Below are 24297 nucleotides of genomic sequence, written 5' to 3'. Positions count from 1 at the left end.
AATAACCGATGACGACGATGCTTGATTCGCTGTTTAAAAGGATTGGATACAAGCCCGGTCAGCAGGTGACATTTGCTGACTTGCCCGAATTTTTATCGCTGCTGGCTTTACAGTTTCCTTTTGAAAATGGCGCGGTTTTAAGAAACGAACGGATTTCGATGACGAAAACAGGGCTGACGGAAGCCTTGCTGAACAATAAAAGGGGCGGTTTATGCTATGATTTGAACGCCTTTCTTTACCATGTGCTGACTGAGCTCGGCTTTTCCGTACACATGGTTCGCGGGACGGTTTTTAATCCAAAAGAACAGGCGTGGGCGCTGACGGGAACGCATGTCGCCGTTATTCTGCGGGAAAGCGATGAAACCTATTTGCTTGATACTGGATTCGGCATCAACCTGCCGCTTGCCCCCGTTCCGTTCTCAGGTGAACCCATCACCTCAAAAACAGGAGCTTACCGTATCAGGAAAACAAAGACAGATAAAGGAGATTACCTTCTTGAAATGGATAAGGGAGAGGGGTGGCAGACCGGCTACGCATTTTCGCTGACGCCAATCGATGAAGCGGCGCTTGCGTGCGTGCGGGATGCGATTTTCGATGAGGAAGCGTCTCCCTTTAATAAAAACCCGCTCGCTTCCAAGCTGACAAAGGACGGAAAGTTAATTTTGTCGAAGGATCACTTCACAAAGCAAACCGGAAGCGGTTTGACGAAAGAAGATGTGAACGCCGGAGATTTCCAGACCATTTTCGTTCAAGCCTTTTTTGACTGAAGCACCACTGTGCATCAATTAAAATAAGCGGACGCCTGTCTGCAGCGCCCGCTCGTTTTCTGTTTTATCCTTCTGTTTTCAGCTGAAAGCCGTCCAGTGTTTCTTCGGCTTCGCGAAAAAGCTGCAAATATGCTTCGGCTTGATCGCCCAAGTAAATCCGGCTTTTTTCGATATTCTTCCACTCGATCAGCAAAGGCATGCCGACCCAGCCGGTCAGACAATCCCACAGCGCGTCAAGGTTTTCGCCATAGTAGTCCGGAAGCTCCAGCTGTTCTTTTAATGTTTGGTGAAGGTCTGATACGCTCGTGATCTTGTCTCCGTTTAAAGTGACTTGTTTCATATGATCATCTCATTCTCGTAAACGTTTTATAGTGGTCAGTTGTTTTATAAACCAGTCTGTCGTTGGAATAGACGATCCGGTCTGACCCCCGGAATCCCGATGTATAGTTGATGTCGGCTTCTCTCCATACGCGTCCGGCCGCATCTGGAAGCAATTTTTCTCTGTTTTGAAAGATATCGCCGCCGATGCTTTTTCCAGGCGCTACTTCTGCGAGATTGCCTTTTTGCGGGTCCCACCCTAATTTTGCCGCTTCGGCTTTTGTGATGAAGTTGTCAGGCAGCCTGCCGTATTTCACGATATAGTCGGCAACACCTTCAAACGTATTAATGACCTCATTTGACTGAACGGTGCTGCCTTTTTCTGCATGCGGCCCTTCAGCTGAGCTTGTAAAAAGGTTCCCCGCCAGAAAGCCGAGCGCGAGAACAATCCCAAGCGCAAGTGTGGATAATATTTTTTTCACGGATAAAGTCCTCCCCATCTTTAGACTTTATAGCATAAACATGAAGAATGTGCCTTCATGGGATTGAACAGCCGCATTTCCTCATTTCCATTCCGTCTGTAATCATATTGAATTGTACCTCAAAACATGCTCAGAAATCATTATAGTATTGTAAATTTTCCATGAAACCCGAGGACGGGAACGGATCGCCGCGGTTTCCTATTTGACTCCCGGAATGTTAGTCAAGATTTGAAGAAAAAACCAACTGCTTTTCATCAGTTCTTTTCAATGGAAATGTGAAATAGGCGGTAAAGTTCCTTTGCGCCCGCGGGCGTGACTGCAACGGCCCGTGTGCGCGGGCGCCGCTCGATCCAGCCCATGCGGATAAAAGCGTCGAGCAGTGCGGAGCCCAGGGCACCGGCAATGTGATGCCGCCTTTCACTCCAATCCAGGCATTTATGGCAAAAAGAGCGCCGTTTCTTTTTGACTTCCCCAACATCGATGCCAAGTTCCTTCAAAAATAATTCTCCTGCTTCAGTCACGGTAAAAGCCGTCTCTTCTTCTTTCAACACGCCCATCTCCACGAGCCGCTCCGCAAGTGTGACGCCGAGCGATCCAGCCAAGTGATCATAGCATGTCCGCGCTTTTCTGACCGCCCGATCTTCGGCTGACTGCCGGAAAGAGCGAATTTCAGCAGGGGGGGCTATGTTGAGCAGAGTTTCCAGCGATTGTGCAACCTTGCCATCTTTGAGCCGGTAATAGCGGTGCCGTCCTTGCTTCCGGCATGTCAGCATTTCGGCGTCAAGCAGTTTGGAAAGGTGAAAGCTTGCTGTCTGCTGTTTGATTCCCGCATACCCGGCCAGCTCGGTAGCTGTATAAAACCGGTCATCAAGCAATGCGGTTAAAATCGCTGCTCGTGACGGATCGGTGACAAGCTTGGCGACCTCGGCGATATTCGGATTCACGGTCATGACACTTCCTCCTAAAATGTAATCGATACTTCGATGTTAATTGAAATATTGGAGAATTACAATAAAAGCATAAAAGGAGGAGACCGATATGCATCAAAACAGCAAAATTATTCAGCCAAGCATTTTATACTACGGAACACCCGTCATTTTGCTCAGCACGCTGAACGAAGACGGTTCCACGAATCTCAGCCCGCTTTCCTCTTCTTGGGCGCTTGGGGATTCGATCGTACTCGGCGTCGGCACCGGCGGCAAAGCATTGGAGAATTTAGAGAGACAAGCCGGATGTGTCATCAATGTGCCGGATTCATCTTTATGGAGCAATGTAGAACGGCTCGCTTCCTATACCGGCAAACGATGCGTTCCGGAAGAAAAAAAGCGGCTCGGCTTTACATACCTTAAAGAAAAGTTTGCAGCCGGCGGATTTACGGCAGCAGATTCCCTGGCGGTGAAACCTGACAGAGTCGCCGATTGTCCGCTTCAAATTGAAGCGGAAGCCGTCAATATCCGCATTCCGGAACATTCACCGTATTTTGCCGTCATTGAAACAAAAGTGCTTCATGTGCACGCACATGAAGCGATTATAAAAGGGGAACACCACATCGATCCTCAAAAATGGGGGCCTTTAATTTATCTTTTTAGACACTATTTTGGTTTAGGACGCGAGCTCGGCAAAACATTCCGGGCCTGAATGTAAGAATGTGCGTCATCTCAGTTCTTTGACTATATCTTTTGGCTGTCTGCCCTGAAGACCGTCAATCAGGTTTTGGACGGCGCTTTTCAGCATGTTGACGTGTGTGACAAGAGTGGATGATCCAATGTGGGGAACGAGGGTCACATTGGAAAGGCTTAGGAGCGGATTGTCTTTTTCAATCGGCTCCTTTTCAAATACATCAAGTCCGGCTCCTTTAATCCATCCTTCTTTCAGCGCTTGAATCAACGCTTGTTCGTCAACGGTTTTGCCGCGGGAGATGTTGATGAAAATGGATGACGGTTTCATTTTTTTGAATTCAGCTTCGCCGATAAGGCGGTATGTCTCATCTGTGAGCGGTGTGATCAGAACAATGAAATCCGAGCGTTCTAACAATTCATGAAAGCCCGTATAAACCGCGCCGGTTTTTTTCTCTGTGTCGGGTTTGCGGCTGCGGCTGTAATAGAGCACTTCCATATCAAAACCCAAGGCCGCCCGTTTGGCGACTTGTTCTCCGATTCGTCCCATTCCGATGATGCCGAGCGTCCGGTGATGGACATCGCATCCGAACAAGCTTTCATCATCCTCTGATTTGGTCCATTTTCCATCGCGGATGTAGCGGTCGAGCTCGGCGATTCGCCGCGCTGAGGAAAGGATCAGACCGAAAGCGAGGTCTGCGACTGTGCCGTCAAGAATGTATGGTGTGTGAGTGCCGATAACCGATTTTTCTTTCATTGCTTCAATGTCAAAGTTGTCATAGCCGACGGAGTTGTTGCTGACGATTTTTAACTTCGGCGCATTGCATAATAATTCACGGTTGATTTTTGTCCCTGAGGTCAAAAGACCGTCTGCTTCCTTGATTTTTTCGAGCAGGGTTGATCTGGGAATGCGCTCGCGCGAAGTCCAAATTTCATATGTGCAGTGTTCGGCGAGCATCTCTTCGATTTCTTTTGGGACCGGTTTTGTGACATATACAAACGGTTTCATCTGCATTCTCCTTCCGCGTATCATCTGCTTCTATTATAGAGGAAAAACGGCTTCTATAAAAATCAAAGTCTGTTCCGAATAAACGCAGGACTATCAGCTCAATTATTGTTGTTTAGAAAATCATAGATACTTATTTCAGTTTTTTAATTTATTTTAATGCATTTTTATAACTATAAATCCAAATATTAGATGTTCTATTTTGCTTCCAGTTCTATTTTTATAGGTGAAGAACAGTGTAGATTTTATTATTTTAGAAAGATATAAAATTAGACTTTTTAAAATATTCAGTACATTTATAGTGAATTTTTTGATTCGAATCCAAATCGAAAAACCATGTGCTATAATTCGGCTGTAACAATATCAAGGTCATATGACTATGAAAAGGAGTGAGAGAGAAATGGCGATTTTAACTTCCATTTTGAAGCGAAATCAGTCTTTTGTAGAGGAAAAGGGGTACGAGTTTTATGAAACGACAAAATTTCCGGAGAAGAAACTTGTGATTTTGACATGTATGGACACGCGTTTATTAGAACTGCTCCATCATGCAATGGGGTTAAGAAATGGAGACGCAAAAATCATTAAGAATGCGGGGGCCGTTGTTTCTCACCCTTTTGGAAGCGTCATGCGCAGCATTCTTGTGGCTGTCTATGAGCTGCAGGCTGAAGAAGTCTGCGTGATCGGCCACCATGAGTGCGGTATGGCAAGCCTGAACGCTTCATCTATCCTTCAAAAGGCCAAACAGCGGGGGATTGATGATGGCTGTCTCGAACTCCTGCAGCATTCAGGCATCGACTTGGACACATGGATGACGGGCTTTGACAGCGTTGAAGACAGCGTCAGCCACAGCGTGAACATGGTTCGGAATCATCCGCTGATGCCTTCAGACGTTCCGGTGCACGGATTGGTGATTGATCCAAAGACCGGCCGTTTGGATGTTGTGGAAGATGGTTATTCACGTGAAGACGTTTTGCTTTCGGAAATGGGGAGGATAGATTGAATGTTACGTTTTTCAGGCAGATTTGAAGGATACAGCCTTAAACGGTTTCAAAAAGATATTGTAGCAGGAATGGTCGTTGGAGTCGTCGCAATTCCGCTTGGCATGGCTTTTGCCATAGCCTCGGGGGTGAAACCGGAACACGGTCTTTACACAGTGATTGTCGCCGGTATTTTGATTTCGCTTCTCGGCGGGTCGAAATACCAGATTGGCGGACCGACAGGCGCCTTTGTTCCGATCCTGTTCGCTATTGTGCTCCAATACGGATTTGAGAATCTGCTGATTGCCGGTTTTATGGCCGGAGTGATTCTCGTCATATTAGGGCTGCTAAAACTCGGCAAGATTATCAAGTTTATTCCGCGGCCGGTGATCATCGGATTTACGGCCGGCATCGCAGTGATTATTTTCACCGGAGAAATCGCCAAGTTTTTAGGTTTGAGGAATGTTGAGAAGCATGAGAGTTTTTATATGAATATGCGAGAGGTTGTCATCAACCTGAACACGCTCAGCTTCTACAGCATTTTGACGGCTGTCGTATCGCTCTTCTTTGTGCTGTTTACGCCAAAGATTCTGCCGAAAGTGCCGGGAGCGCTTGCAGGCTTGCTTGTATCGACGGTCATGGCCACGATGCTGTTTCCTGAACAGGTGGTAACGATCGGCTCAGCTTACGGCGAAATTCCGCGCAGCTTGCCGAGCTTTCAATTTCCAGAATTGTCATTGGAAAAAATCATTTACCTGCTGCCTCCCGCTCTTGCGATTGCGATGCTCGGCGGAATCGAATCGCTGCTTTCCGCGATGGTGGCAGACAATATGAAGGGAACAAGGCATGACAGCAATAAAGAGCTTGTCGGCCAGGGGATTGCGAACATTGCCGCACCGCTGTTCGGCGGAATTCCGGCGACAGGCGCGATTGCCCGTACGGCAACCAATATTAAAACGGGTGCTGCTTCTCCGATTTCAGGGATCGTGCACGGCGTGTTTGTTTTATTGGTCCTGCTTTTGTTTGCGCCATACGCTTCCCTTATCCCGCTTGCAAGCATGTCGCCGATTTTAATGGTGGTCGCTTGGAATATGAGTGAGCGGAAAGAGTTTGTAAACATTTTGAAAATTAAGAATTCCGACTCTGCCGTGCTTGTCGTCACATTTCTTTTAACGGTTTGGCAGGACCTTGTATTTGGGGTGGCGGCCGGGATCCTGCTGGCGATCATCACCTTTATCGTCAGAATGAGCAAATCGTTCCGCATTAAAAAGGATGTGTCTGAATCGATCGTCCAGTCGGCTGCTGCAGCGGAAGAAAAGAAATTCCACCGCTCTGTCAGCATCTATTCTGTTGAAGGCCCGCTGTTTTTCGGCTCATCGAATTCATTGGAGGATTCAATTTTGGACAAAGGCCACCCGCCAAAACTCCTCATCCTGCTTATGAACAAAGTAGACTATATGGATTCTTCCGCAGAAGGCAGCTTGATGACGATCGTCAACCGTGTCCACCAGCAAAACGGCAAAGTGATGATTGTCGGGCTGCAGCAGCAGCCGCGTGAGCTTCTTCATAAAACAGGGCTGTTTCATAAAATCGGCAAAAAGCATTTTGTCGACAGGCCTGAACAAATATTTGACGTGACATAACTGAAGAAAACCGCCTGTTCCGGGCTGACCGAAGCAGGCGGTTGCTTTTATTCGGCGGCTTTTACATATGTGCCGTTTTTCATTGCGGCTATTGCCGTTTCTTTCATCAAAAGGACGTCTTTTGAAAGTGTGGAGGCGGGGACTTTTCTTCCGTTAACGGCGACTTTTGGATCGATCCATCTTACCTTTAAAGTTTGATGAAAAGTAAAATCGTCTTCGTCTCCTTGCTTAACGCTCTGGCTCGCTGTACTGAGCCTTTCAAGCGTTTCCCGGAAGCACGCTTTTTGCTTTAGCATCGCAAGCAGTTCCGTGTCGGTTTTGAAAAAATCGCGTCCCGTGATGATACGCATGTCAAGCGCCTTTTTCAGCATTTGGCTGAGTGTACAGAGCGCATATACATTGAGGGGATTCATAAAGAAGTCAATCACCTCTTGATAGTAAAGGCGGGTGAACCATTCGGCGTGCTCTGTCGAAGTGCAGCAGATTTCGCCTTCGACAACGGTCAGTCCGGTTTCTAAAAATCGTCGAATCTCTTCTTGGTCGCCAAACCCGTAGGCTAAAGAGTCGCGAAGCGTGTAATCGATGCGATCCGCACATAATGAAGGAGCCGGCTGCTCCAGCAGCGTCCATTTTTTTTCATCGTATAAGATATCTTCATCTTTGAATCCGTATGTATCCAGAATCCAGGGGATATCAGATTGCTTGACCCATTGCCGAAACATCTGTTCATGGTAATCTTCGTTTTCCATGTTAAATACATCATCAGCCACATGGGAAAATGCCGTATGGGAAACATCGTGAAGCAAACCTGCAATTTGTTCTTCAAGGCTTCCGCCAAGCCTGCGGATCAAAAGCATAACCCCGATGCTGTGTTCGCAGCGGCTGATGTTCCATGCGGGATTGACGAGAAAGCATGCTCCGCCTTGGTGAATCCCATTTAGACGCTGAACGGCTTTTGAATGAATGAGGTCTGTCAGCACAGGCTCCAAATCTGCCTCGCCGTAAAGGCGGTCATTGATCTTCATGATGCTCTCCTGCAAATCTTTTCGTCAGTTTGCGGCGGTGGGCATCCATCATGTCTTCCAATGAAACATCGTATATGCCAGCAAGCATAATCAAATTCCCCATCACATCGCCCATTTCTTCGAGCAGTTCCTTTTTCAGTTCAGCAGCCGGCCGTTTGGCTTCATCAGGACGGTCTCTTCCGATTTCGTATGCCCTGACCGCTCTCGCCAGTTCACCGGCCTCTTCCATTAAAAATCCCATCCGGATGAAAGGTCCGTATTCGCTCCATCCCCTTTTCCGATAAAATGTCTTTGTCCATTGCTCCGCGTCTGTGATTGTCATAAGTCTACACTCCCATTTAGAAATTCAATTATATTATCGCACACGGAACAAACAATATATAGTACAATGTTAATTGCTTTTATCAATATATGGAGTTGGAGTGAGCGAAAGTGAAAACGGTATGCGTATATTCAGGATCAAATATGGGGACGGACCCGGCGTACAAGAAGAAAGCTGCAGAGCTTGGTGTTTATATTGCCGAGAAGGGGCTTCGCCTTGTTTATGGAGGATCGAGAATGGGATTGATGGGCGTGATTGCGGATACCGTATTGAAAAACGGCGGGGAAGTTGTCGGCGTTATGCCGAAAGGACTTTTTACAGGGGAAATCGTTCATCAGCAGCTGACAGAGCTGATCGAAGTGAGCGGCATGCATGAGCGCAAAGCGAAAATGAGTGAATTAGCTGACGGCTTTATCGCGATGCCCGGAGGCTTCGGTACGTTTGAAGAGCTGTTTGAAGTGCTTTGCTGGGCCCAGATCGGCATTCATCAAAAGCCGATCGGACTTTACAATGTGAACGGCTATTTTGACCCACTTCTTAAAATGCTCGAATACAGCGTTCAAGAGGGCTTTTCGAATGAATCGCACCTTCAGCTGATTCATGCTTCGGCGAGCCCCGCGGAATTGATCGGGAACATGTATGATTATCGCTACCCTGTCCTCGAGAAAAAGTGGAAGGATTTATAGAAACTCTTACATAATGAGCGGAGGTACGGTAACATAAAAAAGCTGCCGATGACTTCGGCAGCTTTTTTTGCTGTTTACTTCTGTGCGTCGATATTGCGTGTGAGCACTTTATCAATCAGGCCGTATTCTTTTGCTTCTTCAGCCGTTTTGAAGTTGTCACGGTCTGTATCGCGCTCGATCACTTCAAGCGGTTGTCCAGTGCGCTCTGCAAGAATTTTGTTCAGTTTGTCACGCAATGAAAGAATGCGCTTCGCGGCAATTTCGATTTCTGTTGCCTGACCTTGCGCTCCGCCAAGCGGCTGGTGGATCATGACTTCACTGTTTGGAAGAGCGTAGCGCTTCCCTTTCTCGCCGGCTGCGAGAAGGAACGCACCCATAGATGCCGCCATTCCCGTACAAATCGTAGAGACTTGAGGTTTAATGAACTGCATGGTGTCATAAATCGCCATGCCGGCTGTGATAGAGCCGCCAGGGCTGTTAATATAGATGCTGATATCTTTTTCTGGATCTTCGGCTTCAAGGAATAGAAGCTGAGATACGATGGAGTTCGCAACATTGTCATCGATTGCTGATCCCAGCATAATGATACGGTCTTTCAACAAGCGTGAGTAAATGTCATACGCTCTTTCCCCGCGGTTCGTCTGTTCAATGACTGTAGGTATTAAATTCATAATGCTCCTCCTTCACCTTAAAAGGTAAGTATGTAGTTTAATCATACATTTTTGGTCAATAAAGGTCAAACAAAAAGCCGCCTTCATTAAAAAGACATACTGGGGTTTATTTTTCCCATTTTAAAGGACATTCAAACAAAAGATCAACTTTACAGAGGAAAGTATAGAAAAATGGGGTCTAAGTCCATTGATCTTCAATTTAATTTATAGGAAAAAAGGAAGCCGGTTATATATGTGAACGCAGACAAGAGCGCTCAGAGCTTCAAATAAGAAGAAACCAAAGCTGATCGGGTTTCTCGGCGTTGTTGCCGCTCATAGATTTTATCTCGACGAGAGAACAGGCTACGCTGTAGCCATGCTGCTTCTCAACTGGATTAGATTTGGTCTTTTATTGACGGTATGATCTGCCTTGTGAAAACAACGGACGAATTAAATAAAGAAATCGAGTATAATCTAAACCTGCATTGTTTCGAGCAAGAGATTGTGATTGACTTTTTAAAGGACAGACCTTATAATATAAATTGCTGACGTTAAAAAATTATATTGTGCGCTCGTAGCTCAGCTGGATAGAGCGGTGGTTTCCGGTACCACGTCTGCCGGGGGTTCGAATCCCTCCGAGCGCGTTTTCAAGACAAGGGTTTGGCATTAGCCGCCCTTGTTTTTTTTGTGCACTTTTAGTCGTATTTGACTCCCCGGAAGCATATATCAATTGGGGTTACTCGTGATGACTAGACGAAGGGGCGGGGTTAAATGGACAAAAAACACAATTATTTTATACCGTCAGGACTGTTGATTGGATTAGGCATCGGGATAGTATTCGACCATCCGGCACCGGGGCTTTTGATCGGCCTCGGGGCGGGGATTTTGTTGTCTGCTGTTGTGCCGAAACGAAACGGAAAGTGAGCTGGAAGGCTCGCTTTTTTGCGCTTTTACAACAACGGGCGGCCGCTTGGCCGCCCGTTGTTGTTTAATCGTGGATTGAACGCATATGTTTGATCTTTAGATTTTCAAAGACGGCCGTTCCATTTTCGGTAAAGAGCGTGATACCCGTATCATTCAGGTCTGGAAATGCAAGGTTTGAGTGCGTCGTTTCGCCGTCATCAATAAACGCTTCGACAGTGTTTTGATCTACGATGATTGTGAAATGCACCCGCTTTTTTTCCGGATCAAACGGTGCTTTGCTTTCCAAATAGGTGCGGGTGCTGTCAGGCTGTCCCGTAAATCCTCTGTTCACAAAAGAATAACCGCCTTCAGCCGAAATTCCTACATCGATATGGCGTTTTCGATCCGCGGATTCTCTTAGCCTGAATCCCACGTTTTTAAGATCGGCCCACGAGATATCCGCCTCAAGCTGATAGGTATTTGCCTTAATCTGAAGCGTTTTTGATCCGTTTACTTCGATGCGCTCAAACTCATCTGTCGATTCGGTTAATTCATCCAATTGATCGATTGGATGAGAGGCAAGGCTGTATTGATTTCCGCCTTTATGTTTAAGCTGAATTTGCCGGACGATCGAATCGGTTCCGTTAAAGCCGTCTTTCCATGTCGGCGTCCGGTTTGCATAATCCCAGTTATTCATCCACGCCAAAGCATAGCGTTTCTCGTACGAATCGTCTGTTTCGCCGTCCTCAAATGTCACGCCCGCATACCAGTCAAAGCCGTGATCAAGCCACTGAGGTTCCGCTTCGTCCGCGGTAAATTCGTTGCCGTTGAAGCTGCCTGTCCAGTATGCATAAGTATTCGGCTTGCCGGCACCTTTTCCATTTGCGCTTGCTCCGAGAACCCATTTATATGTTCCGTCATCCGCCCGCATTTTGAATAGATCCGGACATTCGATGATGCCGATATTTTCTGTTTGAAAACTACTTGTATAACGCCATTCCTTCAGATTTTGTGATTCGTAAAAGCCGATTTTCGTTCCTTCAGCCAGCGCCATCACCCATTTATCATCCTCTTCATCCCAGATCACTTTCGGGTCTCTGAAATCGACGGTGTCCGGATTAGGCAATACCGGCTCTTCACCGTAAGGTTTAAATGTTTTTCCACCATTTTGGCTGTACCATAAAAATTGTTCTTCCTTCCCGTCATTGGCCGAAGGCTGCGTCATTATCGCCACGATCGCCCCTTTGCCGAAGCCGGCTGTGTTTTGTGAGTCGACAACGACAGAACCGGACCAAGGATCGCCGTTTTTATTCGTATATTTCGGAATGGCAACCCCTTGATCCTGCCAGTGGACGAGATCATCTGACACCGCGTGGCGCCACTCTGTCCCATTGCCGTCCGGATAGTCCCGGTTATAGAGATAGTAGTAATGATATTTTCCATTGAAATAGACGGGCTTTTGAGGGTCGTTTTTCCACTTGTCAGGGGTTGTCAAATGGAAAGCCGCGCGATATTCCGGTGTTTCCGGGGATTCTCCCTTTTTTTCTGTTTCCCGGTCTGAAACCAATATCATGATGAAGATTCCAAGACAAACAGTTAAAATGCTAATCCGCTTATATACTGTCTTCTTCAAGAAAATTCCCCGCTTTATTCTAAGATGACACACGAAAGAAAATGCCGATGTTCACCGGCATTTTCTTTCGTTCGTTTTATTAGTTTACCGTTAATTGTCCCTGTTCAAGAATGCTGTTTTTGACAACGGATGTTTTTGATCCTTTGACTTTCAGCAAAAAGCTTGGTGCAAATGTGGCGTGATGCTCGTTTGAAATTCCTCTGTTTGTGATGTAGCTCGTGATGACGACTTTGTCGCCTTTTTTCTGCGGTACGGCAAAGTGTGAATAAGTAAATGTGATGTCATTGTAATCAAGGTCCATGTGCAAAACAAGTCCGGATTTGTTTAAAGGCTTGAATGGCCCGGTTAGTGAATCTGATACATAGCCGAGCATATAAATGTCTTTTGCACCAATGCCGTCAATTGTCATTTTTGATCCTCTTGAATCTGTGAACAGATACCATTTTCCGTTCATTTTGAAGAGGTTGGCCCGTTCGATTTCATCAGTCACCGTATTGGAGGCGATCAAAGGCTTCATGACTTTTTTCAGCGTATAATCTTTATTTAATTCGATGATTCCGAGTGCGCCGTTAGCCAATGAAGCGTTCTTTTTGTTCGCTCCTTGAAGCAGCTTGCTGCTTTCTCCTCTAAAGAACTGCTTGCTGCCTCCGTAGTAAGCTCTGTTGAATAGAGAGTCTTCTCCCTGATAGCCGGTTTTTGTTCCCGTATTGGCTTCAAATACGAGATATTTGCGGCCGTGATCTTCCACATAATGCGGGTCTCTCAGCGTATGGTTGTCGCCGGAGCTGTAGTTTCCTTCGTCAATGAATTGCTGAACATTTTGGTACACTGAACCGTCGGCGCCGTCAAAGACCGATTTATGATCTTCTACACCATCAATTTTCAGTGTGTCCGAATCCGGCTGAGTGAAGTTGACCTGAGCCGTTGTCAGCGTCTGTTTGCCGTATTGCGTGCCGGAGAAAGCTGTGTAAAACAGTCGGACTTTTCCGTCTTTTGTCAGCGTGGCGGAACCTGACCACTCTTGTGTTTGATACTTAAGGTACGGATCGTCAGGAGTGAATTTGTCGCTGTCTTTAAACACTCTGCCGGCGTTTTTCCAGCTGTCGATGGAAGTTTCGCCTTTCTTTTGATAGAACAAGTAGATGGATGTGTCATCGACGTCTTTCGGGTCGCCCGCCAACGCGAAAACAAGATTGTAGCCGTGGTATGTAGCGACTGTTCCGTCGGCATTTTGCAGCGGCCAGCTGTCCCATACGTCTAAATCGATCAGTTCTCCATTTTTGTTATAACCTTTTGCTGAAGGGATGTTTTTGATGGTTTTCGGATCGAATTGAGGAACTTTAAATTGTTCGCTCTTTTGCTGTTCGGGAATTTTCAGCATGTCATGTCTTGTGATATGAGAAAATCCGTAACTCTTCTTGTAATCTTGCGTTTCTTTTGCAAAGGTTTGCGGCGCGCCTCCCGCAAGCAGAGCTGCTGCGACGGTTAAGGCTGACGCTTTTTTAGCGATGTTTTTGATGTTCATCAATATTTCCTCCCTTTTTCAATATGTAACAGATTGCTCCTGACAACATGAACGTTTCCAATCATCCCTCCTAACTGCGGCATTGTCCTGAAGAACAGAAAAAAGACCTAAAATGTGCAAGGTCATATAGGCAAAAGATAGACTTCGCCCTTCACACATTTTAGGTCTTGCCTGCTTAGACAGTAACAATCCCGACAATATTGAATTACCATCATTCTAATATACTCATCTCCGGGACTCAACTGGTCTAAGTTCCTCTTTTCTCATACATTTTTTTGCAAATGACATCAATTTTAAGCTAAAAGGCACCTTTTTTAATGAATCTATAGTCCGTATAAGGAGGAATCGTCAATCGTTGAAATCAATATACATCGGTATACTTTCCCAAAAGGCATCTGGAATTGCGAGCTTTCGTTGATCATGTCTTGACAGGGTTGTTTGAATATCGTCCTCTTTTCCGGCTTGAACTTTTTGAAGCCATTCCGGATCCATCAGAAGTCCCCGACCGATTCCGACGAGATCGGCACCTGTTTTCAGCGCTTGAACGGCATCTTCCGGTGTGTGTACTTTCCCGGCTCCGATCAGAGGAAGACGGTCCCCGACCGCTTCTTTGATCAGTTCCATCCGCGTGCGGGATTTGTCTGCACCACGGCGCGGCAAGGACCGGAAATCAATGAGAGAAACGTGCAGGTAATCCAATGCTTGTTCCCGCAGTACATTGACGAAAGGCAACGTTTCAGCCATTGTGATTCCGGGCGTTTCCGGCTCTTCGGGCGAAAATTTGTAGCCGATGATAAAAGATGGTTTATGGTAGCTATCCGCTACGCGTCTGATTTCTTCTATAATCTGAAGCGGAAATCTCATCCGTTTCTCTAAAGTGCCGCCCCAGCTGTCATTGCGCCGGTTGTAATAAGGAGAGAAGAACTGATGGATGAGAAACCCGTTTGCGCCGTGAATTTCGACTCCGTCAAACCCGGCCTCTATCGCTCTTCGCGCCGCCTGGCCGAAAGAATGGATAAGGTCTTGAATGTCTTGCTCAGACAGTGCCCTTGGCACCGGTGCATTCGGTTGATTCGGAGCGACGGCGCTGGCACTGACCGTCTGCTCTATACCTTTGGCTCCAGGATGAAAGAGCTGCAGGATTGCTTTTGCTCCATGTTTCTTTAAAGTGGCTGCAAGCCGGGTTAGTCCCGGGATTTGATCATCGTTCTCAGCTCCGGGAATGCCGGGAAATCCGGTTCCGGGCTGTACGGTTGTCGCAGATGTGATGACCATCCCGACATCTGTCGCCCGCGCGGCATAATAGACGAGTTCGTCGTCAGAAATGAATCCTCCCGGCATAGAGGATGAATGCCCCATTGGCGGCATGATGATTCTATTTTTCAATTGGATGCCGTTTTTAAAAGTAAAGGGTGTGAATAAAGAATCGTATTGTTTTTTCATGTTTTTCCTCCTTTTGATATAACCATAGCAACCACCGTGAGGCTCCACAAGAACGCAATTTTTTTATATATGCTTTATAAAAATAAACCGTAAGATCGTTCTCTTGAATGCTCTGGTGTCCATATGGTAGGATCAAGTCAAAATTGGCGAATGAGGCAATGGAGGAATTGCTATGAATTCAGCTGTCGATCATAAACAATGCTCTTCTTTAATACAGGGTGTATTGAAAATTTTCTCCGGTAAATGGTCATTTTTGGTTCTCGCCGAGCTCATTCAGGGCAAGCGGCGATTCAACGAGCTCAGAAGGAACTTGGGAAACGTCAACACTAAAGGATTAACTGACACATTAAGACATCTTGAAGAAAGCGGTATGATTTCCCGGAAGGTGTTCCCGACGGTTCCTGTTACTGTAGAATATGAATTAACAGAAAAAGGTAAAGAGTTCCACGGCATTTTTAAAGAGATGGCCGCGTGGGGGGAAAAATGGCTTCCGTAATGGAGCCTTTTTATTTTGCCTTCGTTTTGCGGTTCCAAATATTTCTGCCTTTTGGTATAGTGATAATGTGTTTAAATTTGCAACAAAAGGTGATCGAATATGAAAGTGATGGCAATTGCTCCATATGAAGGATTAAAAGAGCTGATGATTCAAGTGGCAGGCGGCGAGGATTTTGAATTCGAGGCGGCTTCCGGAGATTTAGAGAAGGGCGTGGAGCTGGCGAAACAAGCGGAAGCAAACGGGACTGATTTGATTATCAGCAGAGGTGGAACCGCTGAGCTGATCCAGCAAGAAGTTTCCATTCCGGTGGTGGATATCGAAGTGTCGGGATACGATATGCTGCGTGTGCTTACGCTTGCCAAGGGCTATCCCGGCAAAGCGGCAATTGTCGGATTTCCGATGATTGCCGACGGCGCGTCAGCAGTGTGCGAAATTTTGGATATCCGGATCGACGCCTGCACCGTATCAGACGAACGCGATGTTGAACCGGTGCTTCTTCAGCTCAAAGAACAGGGCTATCAGATCATTATCGGCGATGTGATCACAATTGAGAAAGCAGAGCAGCTCGGTTTAAACGGACTGCTTTTGACATCCGGAAAAGAAAGCATTGCCAAAGCTTTTGCATACGCTAAAAAACTGTATTCCTTTTTAGAGAGCATCAAGCAGAAGTACGCTGTGCCGTATCACATTTTACAAAAGGCCGAGACCGGTTATGCAGTATACAACAAGACATTGCGGCCGGTTTTTCAAAACGGCGTATTTGCCGAACAAATCGGCTTAATGGATCATCTGGAAGAGCTGATCGGGGAAGCGGAAAAGAAGGGAGTCATCCATTTTAGATTCCGAAAGCATGGGCGGACATGGAATATCACGGGACGCAGGTTTTTCGCATCAGACGAGGCATTGACCGTATTTACCGCGGAAAATGCAAAAGATGTTCACGTTTCTTCTTTGCCTGGAGCAGCGATTCTTTCTCCTTTACGGATGAGTTATATGGAAACATCGAGGAACGAAACGATGCAGCAGGTGCTGAAAAAAGCGGAGTTGTTCGCGGCAAGGCGGGAACCCATATGGATCAACGGAGCGCCCGGCTCAGGGAAAGAGAGCTTGGCCGGGCTGATCCATATGAAGGGGGAGGACAAGCATGAGCCGTTTCGAAAAATCGATGCCGGTTTGCTGTCTGAAGCAGAATGGGAACAGGCGTGTGAAAGCGAAGAATTCTTTTCAGGGAGAGGAACGCTATACATCAAACAAGTCGATCGCATGCCGCCGTCCTCGCAACGGCTTTTACTCAGGCGGATCAGCGAACCGTATGACGGGCCGAGGCTGATCGTTTCTTCTTCCCGCAGGCGCGCCGGGGAATTTTTAAGCGATTTATATGATGCGCTTTGTCATTTGGAGCTGGACGTTCCCCCTCTTTCCGAAAGAAAAGAGGATATTTTGCATCTGGCTTATCTGTTTATTGCGGAAAGCAATGAGGCATTCGGCAAACAAATCGTCGGCTTTCGAAGCGAAGCTGGTGTTCTGCTTGAAGAAGCGAAATGGCCGGGCAACCTCAGCCAATTGAGAAAAACAGTCCAAAACTGTGTCCTTGAAGCGCAGGGCGTTTATATCGAGAAGGCTGACGCCGAACGGGTCCTGAGCCGCTTGAACGAGGAAGAAAGAGAAGACATCGATTTATCCGGAACGCTCGAAGAGATCGAAAAAAGGATCATTCAAAAAATCTATGCCGAAGAAGGGAACAATCAAACAAGAACAGCGGAAAGGCTCGGCATCAACAGAACGACGCTTTGGAGAAAATTGAAATCGTCACATTGATAAGACACCGGCTAAACCGGTGTCTTATTTTTTTGTTTTAATATGCAACAGTAAATAAAAATAATTTAGATAAATACCGTTGATTATTGAAACATTTATGTATATAATCATTTTTGAAAACGCTTTACAGGAAGGGGAGGCAATCATGGGATTCGTACCAAAGGGGATTTATCCTGCTATGCTGACACCGCTCACAGAAGATCAAAGCATTGATGAATCGGCGTTGAAACAGCTGACAAACCATTTGATCGATGCTCATGTACACGGGCTTTTTGCGTTGGGTACCAACGGGGAATTTCATATGTTCAACACCGAAGACAAGCTGAAAGTTGCAGAAATCATCATTCAAGAGACGGCAGGACGCGTTCCCGTCATGGTAGGGAGCGGAGGAAACAGCACAGAAGAAGCGATCTGGCTTTCTAAGGAAATGGAGAGACTTGGCGCAGATGCACTGTCGGTCATCACGCCATTCTTTATTCCACCGACACAGGAAGAAGCGGCGGTGCATTATAAAACAATCGCGGCATCCGTTTCACTTCCGGTCCTTTTGTACAATATCCCTTCAAAAACAGGTTTCCATTTAGATCCAGAAACAGTGGCAGAGCTTGCGAAAGTGGATAATATCGTTGGAATTAAGGACAGCAGCGGAAACTTTGAAAACATACAGCAGTATATCGAGCAGACGAAAAATGAGGACTTTTCCGTTTTTGCAGGCACCGATTCGCTCATATTTAAAACGCTTCAAGCGGGAGGAGCGGGAGCAGTCGCAGCAACAGCAAATATGCTCCCTGATATCGTAACATCGATTTACCACCATTGGTCAGAGGGTGAGACTGAAAAGGCGGAGGCTGCCCAGATGGAGCTTCAGCCGCTTCGCGATACATTTCGTTTAGGTACGATCCCGTCGGCACTGAAAAAAGCGGTTGGGCTTTATTCAATCCCTGTAGGCCCGCCGAAAGCGCCCGTCCAAGAGCTGGCCGGTTCGGCGCTCTTGGAGGTCGAAAAAATGGTCGCTTACTATCAATCAAAATAGGGAGGTTTCAAGAATGCCAGCGAATTATCAATTTCGGACAGCCGATCATATCGTTGCGGGCGAACATTCCATCCGCAGGCTCAAAGATCATGTACGAACGATTGTACCGAAGGCGGACAGGGCGCTGATTATTACCCAGCCGTCGATTGTCAAACTTGGCGCGATCGGAGAAGTACAGGCTCAGCTTACAGAGATTGGCATTCAGTCAGATGTTTGCACAGCCATATTGCCGGAACCGACCGCACAAAATATTGAAGACGTATTTAGGGGGATCCGTGATAAACGATACGACATTCTCATCGGAATCGGCGGAGGCAGCGTGCTGGACGGAACGAAAATATTGTCCGTGCTGCAAACGAATTCAAAAAAGGTCGAGGAGCTGCTCGGGACAGATTTGGTCGAAAAGCCGGGAATCCCGACCGTGCTGATTCCGAGTACCTCGGGGACAGGCGCAGAGGTGACGCCGAACGCGATCGTTACGCTTCCCGAAGAGGAATTGAAAGTCGGCATCGTCAGTCCGCTTCTTTTGCCGAAACTTGTCATTCTTGACCCGATCATCACCCTTGGATTGCCAAAATCAATTACGGCGGCTACCGGAATGGATGCATTCACCCATTCGCTTGAATCGTTCATTTCGACGAAAGCAAACCCGATCAGCGATATGTTCGCTTTAGAATCCATCAGATTGATTTCGGCAAGTATTGTGGAAGCGTATGAAAACGGTTCATCGATACAAGCGAGAGAAAACATGCTGCTCGGTTCGACGTATGGCGGAATGGCGCTGACGGCTGCCGGTACTGCTGCCGTTCATGCCCTCGCCTATCCGCTTGGGGGGAAATACCGAATTCCCCACGGTGTCGCCAATTCGATGCTCCTTCCGCATGTGATGGAGTTTAATATGGATGCCATTACAAAACGGCTGTCTCTTGCGGCAGAAACGATGGGAATCGCTGCATCTGATTTGACCGCCGAACAAGCGGCTGAGGCCGTTGTGCAGAAAATAAGAGAGTGGACGAAGCGGCTGAATATTCCTCAGGATTTGAAAGCGTTCGGCGTAACCGCGAGCGACGTGGACGATTTAGCCGACTCAGCTTCAAAAGTGACGCGCCTGCTTCATAACAATCCGAAACCGCTCAGTCTGGAAAATATAAAAGACATCTATCGAAAACTAATCAACTAAAGGATGAAGACATTTGAAAATTGCAATCATCGCGGATGATTTGACGGGAGCGAACGACTGCGGCGGTCAGCTTGTTCATTACGGGATGGATGTTTCCGTCAAACTCGACGCCGAATTCACCAGACGGGAAACGGAAGGCGTCGTTATTTTCAATACGGACAGCAGATCGCTGTCAGCCGCAGAGGCGAAGGCGACAGTGAAAAACATCAGTGAACACATCTCCCGGCAATCGTTTGATATCGTCTACAAAAAAATCGACAGCACGATGAGGGGAAATATCGGAGCCGAGCTTCAAGCGATGCACGAAGTGTTTCAGCCGGATTTTGTGCTGATCGCTCCCGGCTACCCTCAAAACGGACGTCAGGTTATCGGCGGCGTCCATTATGTGAACGGCGTAAAGCTTGAAGAAACCGAAGCGGCAAACGATCCGAAAACGCCTGTAGCCGAGTCGAATATTCAAAGATTAATAGAAAAGCAGACTCGAAATAAGAGCGGGCATTTATCATATGAAGACATCCGCCGCGGACACGGGCATGTTCGCAACAAACTGGAACGCTTTCGGACGGAAGGGATTTCATATGTGACGGCCGATTCGGTTCACGAATCCGATCTGCAGGATCTGGCGCTTATTTTGGAGAGTTTGCCGTATTCTATCATTTTAGCCGGTTCGGCAGGCTTGATGAGCTGCCTGCCCAAAGCGTTCAATCTGAAAGAAAGGGAGCTCGGTCAAACCGTTCCGTTTTCCGACCAGCCGATCATGTTTGTCGTCGGAAGCATGAGTCGGAAGGGGAGGGAACAGCTTCACGAACTATTCGCCGGACGTGCGGCTGAAAAAATTGAAATGAGATCAGAGCGCGTGCTGTGCGGCGGAGCTGAGAAAAGAAACGAGTTCGAACGGCTGAAGGAGAGGGCGGCGGACGTCCGCCGCCGTTCGAAACACATCGTCCTCTGCACCTCGGACAATGCGGCAGAGACACAGAAGATTGGTGAAAGCCGCGGACTCACCCCGGTTCAAACGAGCAATGCGGTGTCCGGTGCACTAGGCGAATTGGCGGGCGAGCTGATTCAGGCCTTTCATGTGAGACGTCTGTTTTTAACCGGAGGTGACACGGCATACCAAGTGCTGCATCAGCTTCGGATTCATGAGATACGATTGCTGGACGAAGTAGAGCCCGGCATTCCGCTGGGAGCAGCCGGTGAAGAATTGTACATTGTGACAAAGGCCGGAAATTTTGGCTCGCGTTCGGTGATGGCAAGTGCGGCAATCAAGCTACAAGGAGGATAAACAATGAAGAAACCGGTTATCGGCATTACAATGGGCGACGCGGCAGGCGTCGGTCCGGAAATTATCGTAAAAGCCCTCAAGTCCCGTGAAGTGTATGACATGTGCAGGCCGCTCGTCATCGGCGATATGAAAATGCTGAAAAAAGCCGCTTTCCAAATCGGATCAAAGGTTGTCATTAACAAGGTCGGGCATCCGGACGAGGGCGGTTTTGTACATGGAAAGATCGATTGCCTCGATATCGATCTGCTCCCTGAAAACCTGCCTGTCGGAAAGGTATCGGCTGAAGCTGGAAACGCCGCTTTCCATTTCGTGAAAAAAGCGGTTGAGCTCGCTAAAAAAGGCTGCATTCAAGCGATTTGCACAGCGCCTTTAAATAAGGAGGCGCTGCATAAAGGCGGACACCGATACCCGGGGCATACGGAAATTCTCGCTCATTTAACGAATACGACAGACTACAGCATGATGCTGGCTTCGCCAAAGCTGAAGGTGATTCACCTGACAACGCATCAAGGGCTGATCGAGGCGATTCAGTCGATTACGCCGGAGCGGACCTATAAAGTCATCCGTCTCGCACATGATACATTGACAAGAGCCGGATTCGAACAGCCGAAAATTGCTGTTTGCGGAATCAACCCCCATGCAGGGGAAAACGGCCTGTTTGGAAGCGGCGAGGAAGAACGGCAATTGCTTCCGGGGATTGAGCAGGCGGCAGCTGAGGGAATCGATGCCGGCGGCCCATACCCCGCAGACACGCTGTTTTACAAAGCTGTCAGAGGAGATGTTGACCTGGTCGTAGCCTGCTACCACGACCAGGGGCATATACCGGTCAAAGTCCTCGGGTTGGAAGAGGGCGTCAACATTACGGTCGGATTAAACGGCGGGATCATACGCACCTCTGTCGACCACGGAACCGCATTTGACATTGCGGGGCAGAACAAAGCCGATGAAAGAAGCATGCTCGCTGCTTTGCGGTCAGCCGCTGAGCTGGCGCCCAAATCGTAGAAAAATGAAAGAAGGTTGGTGCATCTTATGAAAGTCGTATGTACATCACCGTCATTTGCGAAATACTCAGACAATCCCGTCTTGTTTTTGAAGAAAAAAGGCATATCGCTGGAACGCCTTCCTGCAGATATAACCGAGGAGCAGTTCATAGAAGCAGCAGGCGGAGCGGATGCCGCGATCGTGGCGTTTAACCAGATTACGCCGTATGTCCTGGATCGTCTCCCTTCTTTAAAAATTGTCTGCAAACATGGCGTCGGTGTCGACAATATTGATCTGCACGCTGCGAAAGAGCGCAATGTCTGGGTGACGAATGCTCCCAACGCCAACAAGCATGCAGTCGCCGATTTTGTATTCGGCCTCATGCTATCGGCTGCAAGACAGATTCCTGCAGCCGACAGGGAGACAAAGCTGGGAAAATGGCCGAGGATTTTTGGATCTGACGTTTACGGCAAAACACTCGGCATCGTCGGACTTGGCATGATCGGAAAAGAAGTCGCCAAACGGGCGCAAGGCTTCAATATGACTGTTTTAGCCTATGATGTGTTTCCCGATCGTGCATTCGCAGCCGATCATCACATCCAATTTACGGAGCTTGATCACCTCTTGAAAGAAAGCGACTTTATCACCCTTCATATGCCGCTCACAGCCGAAACGGAAAACATGATCGGTGAAAAAGAATTAGCCGCTATGAAAGAAACGGCTTATCTGATCAATGCTTCAAGGGGAGGCATCGTGTCTGAGTGTGCGTTATATGATGCCTTGGCGAACGGGAGCATCGCAGGGGCTGCGCTTGACGTGTATCAAACCGAACCGCTGAAGCAGCACCCTCTCTTTGAGCTGGACCGTTTTATCGCCATGCCGCATATCGCGGGGTACACCCGAGATGCCGTACAGAACCTTGGGATGATATGCGTCAAAAACATCGCTAGTGTACTGATCGACAAACAAAAACCGGAGTTTGTCGTCAACGGGTTGTGAATGTGTTTTCATTCATGCCCTGCATCATGATTTGAAAGCGTTTTCTATAAATGGGATGAGGTGGATAACATGTTGAATCACCCGAATCAAAAAAAGTCAAATGTACGCTGGGTTGTCGCGTTTATGATGTGGGCTGCGATTGCCATCAATTATATTGACCGGACAGTGCTCTCGGCTGCCGCTCCTTATATTACCGAGGAATTCAACTTGACAGCCGGCCAAATGGGAATCATCATGTCCGGTTTCTTCTGGTCGTACGCTTTGCTGCAGCTGCCTTCAGGCTGGGCGGCCGACAAGTATGGCCAGAAAAAAACGCTCGGTTTTGCGGTCGTCTGGTGGTCTGTTGCTACGGCGCTGACGGGTCTTGCGACAGGCTTCAAATCCCTGCTCGGGCTGCGGGTCGCACTGGGAGTCGGAGAGGCTGCTGCATATCCGAGCAATGCGGGGATCGCCGCCAAATGGTTTCCGAAAAAAGAAAGGGCGACAGTAGCCGGAATTTTTGACAGCGGGTCAAAGTTTGGCGGAGCTGTTGCCATGCCTTTGATTGCCTGGATGATAGCGGTCTTTGACTGGAAACTGACGTTTCTTTTGATCGGACTTGTCGGTGTCGTGTGGGGAATTGTCTGGATGATTTTCTTTAAGGAGAATCCCGCAGATCATAAGCGCGTTAATGAGGCGGAACTGGCTCATATTCGGGAAGGGCAGGCTCACATGGAAGAAACGGGCGGCGGCCAGCCGCTGAAGTGGTTTCAGCTATTCAAATATCGAAACATATGGGCGATGTGCATCGGATTTTTCATGATCAATTATAATTCTTACTTCTTTATCACATGGCTGCCGACATACCTTGTCAAAGAAAGGGGCATGGATTTAATCGAGATGGGGATTATAGCGTCTCTGCCGCTTTTGACTGCAATGGTCGTTGAAGTCGGAGCCGGGTGGATGTCCGACCGGATATATGCAAAGGGAAAACTGTCGCTGACAGCCGTCCGGAAACTGTTTTTAATTATCGGGCTTGCCATGGCTTCGTGCATCGGTTTTGCCGCTTTTGCAGATTCTGCTATCCTGGCTGTCATCCTTCTTTGTGTAGCGAAATCGGGAACGACTGTCGCCGCGTCCCAAGTCTGGGCGCTTCCGGGGGATGTGGCTCCGAAAAATATGACGTCGATGGTTGCCGGTATTCAAAATACAGTCTCTAATATGGGCGGAGTGGTCGGGCCCATCATTACCGGCTTCATCGTTGGCGCAACGGGTTCTTTCGTGCCGGCGCTCCTTTTTTCAGCTGCCTTGATCGTCATTGCCATTTTAAATTATTTATTCCTATTGGGAAAAGTGAAACAGATTCAAGTATAAGGAACAAGCCCGGCTCATAAGCCGGGCTTTCAGCGTGTCGACAAACCCTCGCATTCGTTGTCAGGCCTGCGCGTCGGTGCTCACGAATTCCAACATTCGCTCCGCTCCGATGCTCGGTCTTCCTAGACTGCAAGGGTTTTCAATCACGCTGAAAGG

25 protein-coding genes and 1 tRNA gene are annotated in these 24297 nt (G+C 47.7%); 16 read left to right on the top strand and 10 right to left on the bottom strand.

From position 1 onward, the window contains the following. Window positions 1-8 precede the first annotated feature (8 nt). Window positions 9-767, top strand: coding sequence for an arylamine N-acetyltransferase family protein (locus tag CP943_RS19170; protein ID WP_075212701.1), 759 nt, complete (start codon window positions 9-11; stop codon window positions 765-767). Between the two features lie 64 nt (window positions 768-831). On the opposite strand, the gene CP943_RS19165 is transcribed toward CP943_RS19170, so the two are convergent. The 3 genes from CP943_RS19165 to CP943_RS19155 all read right to left on the bottom strand — a co-directional run bounded on the left by CP943_RS19165 (window position 832) and on the right by CP943_RS19155 (window position 2517). Next, on the bottom strand, window positions 832-1107 hold the full coding sequence (locus tag CP943_RS19165; RefSeq protein WP_020453055.1) for a barstar family protein: 276 nt from the start codon (window positions 1105-1107) through the stop codon (window positions 832-834). 4 nt (window positions 1108-1111) lie between these two features. Then, window positions 1112-1567, bottom strand: a complete 456-nt coding sequence (locus tag CP943_RS19160; protein WP_026580150.1) for a ribonuclease — start codon at window positions 1565-1567, stop codon at window positions 1112-1114. A 254-nt stretch (window positions 1568-1821) separates the two neighbouring features. Beyond that, entirely contained in the window at window positions 1822-2517 is a 696-nt protein-coding gene (locus CP943_RS19155; RefSeq protein ID WP_048350579.1) for an ArsR/SmtB family transcription factor, read from the bottom strand. A gap of 88 nt (window positions 2518-2605) precedes the next feature. Between CP943_RS19155 and CP943_RS19150 the strand changes: the two genes are divergently transcribed. Then, window positions 2606-3205, top strand: coding sequence for a flavin reductase family protein (locus tag CP943_RS19150; protein ID WP_020453052.1), 600 nt, complete (start codon window positions 2606-2608; stop codon window positions 3203-3205). A gap of 15 nt (window positions 3206-3220) precedes the next feature. On the opposite strand, the gene CP943_RS19145 is transcribed toward CP943_RS19150, so the two are convergent. Beyond that, the gene (locus tag CP943_RS19145; RefSeq protein ID WP_020453051.1) at window positions 3221-4192 is read right to left on the bottom strand and encodes a 2-hydroxyacid dehydrogenase; all 972 of its coding nucleotides are present in this window, start codon (window positions 4190-4192) and stop codon (window positions 3221-3223) included. Window positions 4193-4589: 397 nt separating this feature from the next. Here CP943_RS19145 and CP943_RS19140 point away from each other — a divergent pair, with 397 nt between their 5' ends. Next, window positions 4590-5189: a beta-class carbonic anhydrase gene (locus CP943_RS19140; RefSeq protein WP_020453050.1), complete on the top strand. Its 600-nt coding sequence runs from the start codon at window positions 4590-4592 to the stop codon at window positions 5187-5189. Then, window positions 5190-6809, top strand: coding sequence for a SulP family inorganic anion transporter (locus CP943_RS19135; RefSeq protein WP_020453049.1), 1620 nt, complete (start codon window positions 5190-5192; stop codon window positions 6807-6809). It abuts the gene before it with no gap. A gap of 47 nt (window positions 6810-6856) precedes the next feature. Here CP943_RS19135 and CP943_RS19130 read toward each other — a convergent pair whose 3' ends face one another. Further along, window positions 6857-7834, bottom strand: coding sequence for an HD domain-containing protein (locus CP943_RS19130; RefSeq protein ID WP_105981247.1), 978 nt, complete (start codon window positions 7832-7834; stop codon window positions 6857-6859). Beyond that, a complete protein-coding gene (locus tag CP943_RS19125) occupies window positions 7821-8156 on the bottom strand; it encodes a MazG nucleotide pyrophosphohydrolase domain-containing protein (RefSeq protein WP_026580148.1) in 336 nt (111 codons plus the stop codon). Before CP943_RS19125 ends, CP943_RS19130 begins: the two co-directional genes overlap by 14 nt. 110 nt (window positions 8157-8266) lie before the next feature. Here CP943_RS19125 and CP943_RS19120 point away from each other — a divergent pair, with 110 nt between their 5' ends. Beyond that, complete coding sequence (locus CP943_RS19120; RefSeq protein ID WP_026580147.1) at window positions 8267-8842, top strand: LOG family protein; 576 nt, start codon at window positions 8267-8269, stop codon at window positions 8840-8842. A gap of 74 nt (window positions 8843-8916) precedes the next feature. Here the strand turns inward: CP943_RS19120 and clpP are convergent, their stop codons facing one another. Continuing rightward, window positions 8917-9513, bottom strand: coding sequence for an ATP-dependent Clp endopeptidase proteolytic subunit ClpP (gene clpP / locus CP943_RS19115; protein WP_003185550.1), 597 nt, complete (start codon window positions 9511-9513; stop codon window positions 8917-8919). Between the two features lie 283 nt (window positions 9514-9796). Here clpP and CP943_RS22745 point away from each other — a divergent pair, with 283 nt between their 5' ends. The 3 genes from CP943_RS22745 (at window position 9797) to CP943_RS22525 (ending at window position 10416) form a co-directional block, all read left to right on the top strand. Then, window positions 9797-9916 carry an NINE protein gene (locus tag CP943_RS22745; RefSeq protein ID WP_075212739.1) on the top strand — a complete coding sequence of 40 codons (120 nt, stop codon included), beginning with the start codon at window positions 9797-9799 and terminating at the stop codon, window positions 9914-9916. 144 nt (window positions 9917-10060) lie between these two features. Further along, window positions 10061-10136 (top strand) — tRNA-Arg (locus CP943_RS19105). A gap of 127 nt (window positions 10137-10263) precedes the next feature. Next, window positions 10264-10416, top strand: coding sequence for a hypothetical protein (locus CP943_RS22525; protein ID WP_164468296.1), 153 nt, complete (start codon window positions 10264-10266; stop codon window positions 10414-10416). Window positions 10417-10480: 64 nt separating this feature from the next. Here the strand turns inward: CP943_RS22525 and CP943_RS19100 are convergent, their stop codons facing one another. The 3 genes from CP943_RS19100 to CP943_RS19090 form a co-directional block, all read right to left on the bottom strand. Beyond that, window positions 10481-12028, bottom strand: coding sequence for a glycoside hydrolase family 32 protein (locus CP943_RS19100; protein WP_026580146.1), 1548 nt, complete (start codon window positions 12026-12028; stop codon window positions 10481-10483). Between the two features lie 79 nt (window positions 12029-12107). Then, window positions 12108-13553, bottom strand: a complete 1446-nt coding sequence (locus CP943_RS19095; protein WP_023856345.1) for a glycoside hydrolase family 68 protein — start codon at window positions 13551-13553, stop codon at window positions 12108-12110. Between the two features lie 348 nt (window positions 13554-13901). After that, window positions 13902-14996 (bottom strand): NADH-dependent flavin oxidoreductase, encoded by a 1095-nt coding sequence (locus tag CP943_RS19090; protein WP_026580145.1) that lies wholly within the window; start codon window positions 14994-14996, stop codon window positions 13902-13904. A gap of 172 nt (window positions 14997-15168) precedes the next feature. On the opposite strand from CP943_RS19090, the gene CP943_RS19085 reads away from it, so the two are divergent. The 8 genes from CP943_RS19085 to CP943_RS19050 all read left to right on the top strand — a co-directional run bounded on the left by CP943_RS19085 (window position 15169) and on the right by CP943_RS19050 (window position 24141). After that, complete coding sequence (locus CP943_RS19085) at window positions 15169-15492, top strand: winged helix-turn-helix transcriptional regulator (RefSeq protein WP_026580144.1); 324 nt, start codon at window positions 15169-15171, stop codon at window positions 15490-15492. A gap of 99 nt (window positions 15493-15591) precedes the next feature. Next, window positions 15592-17310 (top strand): PrpR N-terminal domain-containing protein, encoded by a 1719-nt coding sequence (locus tag CP943_RS19080; RefSeq protein ID WP_059260914.1) that lies wholly within the window; start codon window positions 15592-15594, stop codon window positions 17308-17310. A 145-nt stretch (window positions 17311-17455) separates the two neighbouring features. Continuing rightward, window positions 17456-18343 carry a 4-hydroxy-tetrahydrodipicolinate synthase gene (gene dapA, locus CP943_RS19075; RefSeq protein ID WP_105981376.1) on the top strand — a complete coding sequence of 296 codons (888 nt, stop codon included), beginning with the start codon at window positions 17456-17458 and terminating at the stop codon, window positions 18341-18343. Between the two features lie 13 nt (window positions 18344-18356). Next, a complete protein-coding gene (locus CP943_RS19070; protein ID WP_020453039.1) occupies window positions 18357-19523 on the top strand; it encodes an iron-containing alcohol dehydrogenase in 1167 nt (388 codons plus the stop codon). A 13-nt stretch (window positions 19524-19536) separates the two neighbouring features. Beyond that, on the top strand, window positions 19537-20808 hold the full coding sequence (locus CP943_RS19065; RefSeq protein WP_105981246.1) for a four-carbon acid sugar kinase family protein: 1272 nt from the start codon (window positions 19537-19539) through the stop codon (window positions 20806-20808). A gap of 3 nt (window positions 20809-20811) precedes the next feature. Beyond that, on the top strand, window positions 20812-21810 hold the full coding sequence (gene pdxA, locus CP943_RS19060) for a 4-hydroxythreonine-4-phosphate dehydrogenase PdxA (RefSeq protein ID WP_020453037.1): 999 nt from the start codon (window positions 20812-20814) through the stop codon (window positions 21808-21810). Window positions 21811-21837: 27 nt separating this feature from the next. After that, window positions 21838-22788 carry a phosphoglycerate dehydrogenase gene (locus CP943_RS19055; protein WP_050820772.1) on the top strand — a complete coding sequence of 317 codons (951 nt, stop codon included), beginning with the start codon at window positions 21838-21840 and terminating at the stop codon, window positions 22786-22788. A 69-nt stretch (window positions 22789-22857) separates the two neighbouring features. Continuing rightward, window positions 22858-24141: an MFS transporter gene (locus CP943_RS19050; protein WP_105981245.1), complete on the top strand. Its 1284-nt coding sequence runs from the start codon at window positions 22858-22860 to the stop codon at window positions 24139-24141. The last annotated feature ends 156 nt before the right edge of the window (window positions 24142-24297 follow it).

The sequence above is a fragment of the Bacillus paralicheniformis genome (genome assembly GCF_002993925.1).
GTDB lineage: Bacteria > Bacillota > Bacilli > Bacillales > Bacillaceae > Bacillus > Bacillus paralicheniformis.
The sequence above is the reverse complement of the archived record's forward strand: the minus strand, read 5'-3'. Positions and strand labels throughout refer to the sequence as shown.